Source organism: Streptomyces bobili (assembly GCF_002154575.1).
Classification (GTDB): Bacteria; Actinomycetota; Actinomycetes; order Streptomycetales; family Streptomycetaceae; genus Streptomyces; species Streptomyces bobili.
Window position 1 is genome coordinate 1 of record NZ_MUBA01000030.1, and the last position, 6,958, is coordinate 6,958.

The 6,958-nt window shown below is 73.6% G+C and carries 6 protein-coding genes and 1 pseudogene; 1 reads left to right on the top strand and 6 read right to left on the bottom strand.

What is annotated here, in order from left to right; translation table 11 throughout:
• From BZL64_RS03065 to BZL64_RS03080, 4 genes and pseudogenes are all read right to left on the bottom strand, one after another.
• Window positions 1–630: pseudogene (locus BZL64_RS03065) on the bottom strand (aspartate aminotransferase family protein); the annotation flags it as partial.
• Window positions 631–721: 91 nt separating this feature from the next.
• Entirely contained in the window at window positions 722–3,214 is a 2,493-nt protein-coding gene (gene pepN, locus BZL64_RS03070; protein WP_167396083.1) for an aminopeptidase N, read from the bottom strand.
• A 105-nt stretch (window positions 3,215–3,319) separates the two neighbouring features.
• Complete coding sequence (locus BZL64_RS03075; RefSeq protein ID WP_086765875.1) at window positions 3,320–3,880, bottom strand: response regulator; 561 nt, start codon at window positions 3,878–3,880, stop codon at window positions 3,320–3,322.
• 172 nt (window positions 3,881–4,052) lie between these two features.
• Complete coding sequence (locus BZL64_RS03080; RefSeq protein WP_086765877.1) at window positions 4,053–4,394, bottom strand: chorismate mutase; 342 nt, start codon at window positions 4,392–4,394, stop codon at window positions 4,053–4,055.
• Between the two features lie 106 nt (window positions 4,395–4,500).
• Between BZL64_RS03080 and BZL64_RS03085 the strand changes: the two genes are divergently transcribed.
• Window positions 4,501–5,406, top strand: coding sequence for a hypothetical protein (locus BZL64_RS03085; RefSeq protein ID WP_086765883.1), 906 nt, complete (start codon window positions 4,501–4,503; stop codon window positions 5,404–5,406).
• Window positions 5,407–5,426: 20 nt separating this feature from the next.
• Here the strand turns inward: BZL64_RS03085 and BZL64_RS03090 are convergent, their stop codons facing one another.
• Together BZL64_RS03090 and BZL64_RS03095 are read right to left on the bottom strand one after the other, a co-directional pair.
• Window positions 5,427–6,335: an SDR family oxidoreductase gene (locus BZL64_RS03090; RefSeq protein ID WP_086765879.1), complete on the bottom strand. Its 909-nt coding sequence runs from the start codon at window positions 6,333–6,335 to the stop codon at window positions 5,427–5,429.
• 1 nt (window position 6,336) lies between these two features.
• On the bottom strand, window positions 6,337–6,958 hold a 622-nt coding region (locus tag BZL64_RS03095; RefSeq protein WP_086765881.1), incomplete at its 5' end, for an SDR family oxidoreductase.

Here is a 6,958-nt window from a genome sequence, read left to right on the forward strand (position 1 = left end):
GGCGAGGGCCTCGTCGAGGGCGAGGGGGTCGAGGGTGCCGGCCGGGGCCGGGACGACGACGGGGTCGGGCAGGCCGAGGAGCCAGGCGGCGCGGGGCAGTGAGTGGTGGGCGTTGGCGCCGCAGACGAGGCGTACGCCGGGGCCGAGCCGCTCGCGGGCGAGCAGGAGGGCGAGGTGGTTGGACTCGGTGCCACCGGTGGTGACGAGGGCGTCCGCGAGGCCCGCCTCGGCGGCGAGGGCGCGGGTGACGAGCGCTTCCAGTTCCGAGGCCGCCGGGGCCTGGTCCCAGGAGTCCAGGGAGGGGTTGAGGACGGAGGCGGCCAGGTCGGCGGCGGCCGCGACAGCGAGCGGCGGGCAGTGCAGATGCGCCGCGCACAGGGGGTGTGCCGGGTCGGCGGAGCCCTCGGCGAGGATCCGGACCAGGGTGTGCGGGGCGGCCGGGTCGCCCCGCTCCGGCAGGATCTCGCCGACCGCCGCGCGCACCCGGGCGGCCACCGCGGCGGGGCCGCCCGCGGGCAGCGGGCCGCCCCGGACGCGGGCACCGGCGTCCAGCGCGTCGAGGATGTCGGCGAGCAACGGGCGTAGCGCGTCGGCGCCTTCAGGGCCCGAGGCGAGGGGCGGGGTGCGCATGGGCTCCTCCGGAGGTGAGGAGTCCCAGTTTGTCGGTGCTTGCGGCGACGCGCCCCGGCTGTACGGGTTTTTGGACCCGAAAGTGGGAGGGCTAGAGGGTTTCGCCCTCCCTCACGCGCAGGGCCCTGGCGAGGTCGTCGAGTTGGTCGGCCAGTTTGCGGCGCAGGGAGGGGGTCGGGCCGGCGTCGCGCAGGCAGGTTTCGCCGAGGGTGAGGTTCTCGGCGTCGACGGCGTACGCGGGGAAGGCCCAGCGGCCGACGGCGTCGGCGATGGCGGGGCCGCGGCGGGCGGCGACGGCGACCGCGTCCTCGTAGAAGCGGGGCACGTACTGCCGTACCAGGTCGGCCTGTTCGGGCTGCCAGAAGCCCTGGGCGGTGGCGGTGAAGAGGTAGTTGGAGAGGTCGTCGCTGTCGAACATCGCGGACCAGGCGGTGCGCTTGGCCTCCTCGTCGGGCAGGGCGGCGCGGCAACGGGCGGCGCCCTCGCGGCCGTTGGCGGAGGGGTCGCGGTCCAGCTCGGCGGCGATGGCGGCCTCGTCGGTGGCGCCGAGGACGGCGAGCCGGGCGAGGACGCGCCAGCGCAGGTCGGGGTCGAGTTCGGGTCCGCCGGGGACGGTGCCGTCGGCGAGCCAGGCGGTGATGGTCTCCGGGTGGGCGGCGACGTCGATGAAGTGGCGTACGGCGATCAGGCGCAGGCCGGGGTGGTCGCCATCCTCGGTGCGGCGGATGAGGTCGCGGCACAGGGAGGCGAGGGTCGCGAGGGCCGCGGGTCGCTCCTCGGGGGTGAGGTAGCGGTCGGCGACCTGGGCGGAGGCGAAGGCCAGGACTCCCTGGACGAGGGCCAGGTCGGTCTCGCGCGGGAGGTGGGTGCGGGCGGTCTCCAGGTAGGCGCCGGGGGCGAGTTCGCCGTCGCGGACGGCGTCGCGCAGGGAGTTCCAGACGACCGCGCGGGTGAGCGGGTCGGGCAGCCGGGACAGGCTCGTGCCGACGGCCTCGGCGGAGGCGGCGTCGAAGCGGACCTTGGTGTAGGTGAGGTCGCCGTCGTTGAGGAGGAGCAGCGCGGGGGGCTTGCCGATGGGCTGCGGCGCGCTCTGCGGGACGTCGACGTCGAGGCGTTCGCGCAGGGTGAGGCGGCCTTCATCGTCGGAGAGGTCGTGGTCGTACAGGCCCACGGCGATGCGGTGCGGGCGGCTGCCGGTGTGCTCGACGGTGAGGGCGCAGGTGCCGGCCTCGGTGGTGACGGCCGGGGTGAGGGTGTCGACTCCGGTGGTGCGCAGCCAGGCGTCGGCCCAGGCGTGCACGTCACGCTCGGTGGTGGAGGCGAGGGAGTCGATGAAGTCGGCGAGGCTGGCGTTGCCGAACCTGTGCCGCGCGAAGTGGGTGTTGATGCCGGCGAGGAAGTCCTTCTCGCCGAGCCAGGTCACCAGCTGGCGGAGCGCGGAGGCGCCCTTGGCGTAGGAGATGCCGTCGAAGTTGAGGAGCGCGGAGGCGGTGTCCTCGACGTTCTCGGGGGCGACGGGGTGGGTGGAGGGGCGCTGGTCGGCGTCGTAGCCCCAGGCCTTGCGGACGACGCCGAACTCGGTCCAGGTGTCGGTGAAGCGGGTGGCCTCGGCGGTGGTCTGGTAACCCATGTACTCGGCGAAGGACTCGTTGAGCCAGATGTCGTCCCACCACCTGAGGGTGACGAGGTCGCCGAACCACATGTGGGCCATCTCGTGCGCGATGACCATGGCGCGGGTCTGGCGTTCGGTGTCGGTGACGGCGGAGCGGTAGACGAAGTCGTCGCGGAAGGTGACGAGGCCGGGGTTCTCCATGGCGCCGGCGTTGAACTCGGGGACGAAGGCCTGGTCGTAGGAGTCGAAGGGGTAGGGCTCCTCGAACTTCTCGTGGTAGCGGTCGAAGCAGGCGCGGGTGACGTCGAGGATCTCGTCGGCGTCGGCATCGAGGTGGGGGGCGAGGGAGCGGCGGCAGTGGATGCCGAAGGGCAGGTCGCGGTGTTCGGTGCGCACGGTGTGCCAGGGGCCGGCGGCGACGGCGACGAGGTAGGTGGAGATCAGCGGGGTGGGGGCGGCCGTCCAGCGTCCCTCGCCGAGGTGCTCGGTGATGCCGTTGGCGAGGACGGTCCAGCCTTCGGGGGCCGTCACCGACAGTTCGAAGACGGCCTTCAGGTCGGGCTGGTCGAAGGCGGCGAAGACGCGCTGCACGTCGTCCATGAACATCTGCGTGTAGACGTAGGTCTCGCCGTCGGCGGGGTCGGTGAAGCGGTGCATGCCCTCGCCGGTGCGGGAGTAGCGCATGCTCGCGGTGATCCGCAGTTCGTGTTCGCCGGCGGCGAGGTTCTTCAGGGGAAGCCGGTTGTCGTCCAGGGTTTCCGGGTCGAGGCTCTCGCCGTCGAGGACGACGGAACGCAGTTCGGCCGGCTTCAGCTCGACGAAGGTGTCGGCGCCCGTGCGCGCGGCGAACCGGATCACGGTGAGGGACTCGAAGGTCTCGTCCCCGGTCGTCAGGTCCAGCGCGATGGTGTAGCGGTGGACGTCGAGGAGCTGGGCACGGGTCTGCGCTTCGTCGCGCGTCAGTACGGACATGCAGGCCATGCTGCCCGATGCCGCAGGCCGGGCACAGGGGCGGATCGGTACGCGCCGTTTGTCCTCCGGTTCGCGCGTGCGCCGGGAGGAGGCGGTTCCGCTTCTTCAGCGCGCCCGGCGCACCGGCTCTCCGGGGGCCGTCGGGGTGGCCCTGGGGGTCCTCGGACCGCTCGCACGCGCCTCGACGTCGCGCTGGACGGGGAGTCGGGTGTCCGGCCGCTCGGCGCCCAGGTCACGCACCCGGGCGCGCAGGGCGAGGGTCTCCTCCTGGAGCGTGAGGTAGCGCTGGTGGGCGTCGTAGAGGTAGCGGACCTTGGTGCGCAGGGCCAGCGGGTCGACCGGTTTCATGACGAGGTCGGCCACGCCGAGGCCGAAGGCGGTGGAGGTCAGCTCCTGGTCGGGGCCGAAGCCGGTGAGGAGGACGACCGGGATGTGCTGGGTCTGTTCGAGGCGCCGCAGGTAGCGGACCACGTCCAGACCGCTGACGCCGGGCATGCGCACGTCGAGCACGAGGAGGCCGACGCGACCGCGCAGCACCTGCTTGAGCGCTTCGTCGCCGCTGGTGGCGCGGGCTATCCGGTGGCCCAGCGGGGCCAGGACGTTCTCCAGCGCGTACAGCGTGTCCTGGTGGTCGTCCACGATCAGGATCCTGGCATCCGGCGGCATGACCGACGTCCCTCCCGCGATGGGACGACCAGCTTATGCCCGAAACCTGACGCCGGGTGCCGGTCGGATGACGCACGGTGTACCCGCCTCCGCACACGGGGCGCGCGCCCCGGCGGGGTCCGGGGCTGCCGTGCGCGGCGGATGGGGCCTGGTCCGGGCGAGACGCCCGAGGTCAGGCGGTGGTGCCGTGGACGGCGTCCTCGGCGATGCGCTCGTGGTGGCGGATCACCTCGGCGATGATGAAATTGAGGAATTTCTCAGCGAACGCCGGGTCCAGCTTGGCGCTCTCGGCGAGGTTGCGCAGGCGGGCGATCTGCCGGGCCTCGCGGGCCGGGTCGGCGGCCGGCAGCTGGTGGCGGGCCTTGAGGTGGCCGACCTGCTGCGTGGCCTTGAAGCGCTCGGCGAGCATGTGGACGACGGCCGCGTCGATGTTGTCGATGCTGTTGCGCAGCCGGGCGAGTTCCTCGACGACGGCGGGGTCGACGTCAGCGGTTCCGGTGTGGCTGGTGGTCATGGGCGTTCACCCTAGTGCGTCGTGGCGCGGGGCCGCCGCGGCGGGATGCCTGGCGCCGGATCCTCGTACAGTGGAAGCGGCTGCACGGCGTCTTGGGGGTATGGGCGTGGCGAACGGCGGACCGGTCGAGCACGGTTATCCGCACCTGGACACAGTGCGGGACGCCGTCACCGCGCTGTACAGACGGCTGTCCCACGACACCGTCCACCGGTTCGCCACCAGCGTGGCCCCGGTGGACGTGGCGTTCTGCGACACCGACGACCTGCATCTGGGGACGCAGCGGGTGGCTCGGGAGCTCGTGCGGCACTTCCGGCTGCCGGACGCCCGGATGATCGTCGGGTTCCGGGAGATGGAGCACGCGGCGAACGTCGAACTGACGGCGGGGCCCGAGTACTTCATCGAGCTGAACGACCGGTTCCGTACCCACCGTCGCGACATCGGGGCGGCCCTGGCCCACGAGATCATGCACGTCTTCCTGCACCGGGTGGACCTGGCGTTCCCCGGCACCCGCGACAACGAGATCCTCACGGACACGGCCACCACCTATCTGGGCGCGGGGTGGCTGCTCCTCGACGCCTACCGGGAGGACGCGTCGTCCTCGCAGAAGCTGGGGTATCTGACGCCGGAGGAGTTCGGGTACGTCCTGGCCAAGCGGGCGCTGCTGTTCGGCGAGGATCCGTCGACGTGGTTCACCAGCGCGCAGGCGTACACGGCGTACGTGAAGGGCAGGGAGCGGGCCCGGCTGGACGAGCGGCAGCCGCCGCTGACGGCCGCGGGGTGGGCGGGGCGGCGGCGTTACGCGCGTGACCGGCGGCACGCGCAGGAGGCTGCGACAGCCCCGGCCTCCGTCGCCGCGGCGAGTGCTCCGTACGCCTTCGTGCCGGAGGGGCCGGGGCCGTTGCGGGTGACGTTCGCCTGTCCGACCTGCCTTCAGCGGATCAGGGTGCCGGTGCGGGGGCGGGTCCGGGCGCGGTGCGGGCTGTGCCGGACGGTGCTGGAGTGCGACACGTAGTCCGGCCTCTGCGCGGCGGCCTACGTCGTCCCGTACACCGGTCCCGGCGGCTCCGCCTCGTCCAGCAGTTTCCGTGCCCTCTCCCCCGCCTCCGCGGGGGTCCACCGGGCCCCTTTGTCGGCCGTGGGGCCGGGGCGCCAGCCCTCCATGACGGTGATGCGGCCGGCCTCCGCCTCGAAGACGCGGCCGGTGACGCCGTCGCTCGCGGCGGAGCCGAGCCAGACGACCAGGGGCGAGACGTTCTCGGGGGCCATCGCGTCGAAGCCGGTGGCGGGCGCGGCCATGGTGGTGGCGAAGGTGCGTTCCGTCATGCGGGTGCGGGCCGCGGGGGCGATGGCGTTGACCTGGACGCCGTAGCGGGCGAGTTCGGCGGCCGCGACGAGGGTGAGGGCGACGATGCCGGCCTTGGCCGCGCTGTAGTTGCCCTGTCCGAGGGAGCCGAGCAGGCCTGCCCCGCTGGCGGTGTTGACGATCCGGGCGGCGGGGGCGCGGCCCGCCTTGGCCTCGGCGCGCCAGTGCGCGGCGGCGTGCCTGAGGGGAAGGAAGTGGCCCTTGAGGTGGACGCGTACGACGGCGTCCCAGTCGTCCTCGTCGAGGTTGACCAGCATCCGGTCGCGCAGGAAGCCGGCGTTGTTGACGAGGGTGTCGAGCCGGCCGTACGTCTCCAGGGCGGCCGTCACGAGGGACGCGGCGCCCGCGGCGGTGGCGATGTCGGCGGCGTGGGCGACGGCGTGGCCGCCCGCCGCGCGGATCTCGTCGGCGACGCGGGCCGCCGGGCTGTCGGCGTCGGGCGTGCCGTCGAGGCCGACGCCGAGGTCGTTGACGACGACGCGGGCGCCCTCGGCGGCGAACGCGAGGGCGTGGGCGCGGCCGAGGCCCCGCCCCGCACCGGTGACGACGACGACCCGGCCCGCGCAGATTCCGCTCATCTCATGACTCCTTGTCACCGCGTACGGCCTCCGTGGTGGCCGCGTCCAGGAACGCGGGGCGCTCCCCGCCGCCGTGGACGAGGAGGCTCGCCCCGCTGATGTAGGCGGCGGCGTCGGAGGCGAGGAAGACGGCGGCGGCGCCGACGTCCGTGGGCTCGGCGAGGCGTCCGAGCGGGACGGTGCGGGCGACGGCCGCGATGCCGTCGGCGTCCCCGTAGTGGAGGTGGGAGCGCTCGGTGCGGACCATGCCGACGACGAGGGTGTTGACGCGGACCTCCGGCGCCCATTCCACGGCCATCGAGCGGGCGAGGTGCTCCAGGCCCGCCTTGGCCGCCCCGTACGCGGCCGTGCCGGGTGAGGGGCGGCTCCCGCTGACGCTGCCGATCATCACGATGGAGCCCCGGCTGCGGCGGAGGTGGTCGTGCGCGGCGAGGGACACGGTGAGGGGGGCGAGGAGGTTGAGTTCGAGGACGCGCAGGTGCCGTGCGGCGTCGGCCCGGTCGAGCGGGCGGTGGGGGGCGCCGCCCGCGTTGTTGACCAGGATGTCCAGCCGGGGCAGCGCGGTGAGGACGCGGCGGACGGCGTCGCCGTCGCGCACGTCCAGCTGTATGAACTCCGTGCCG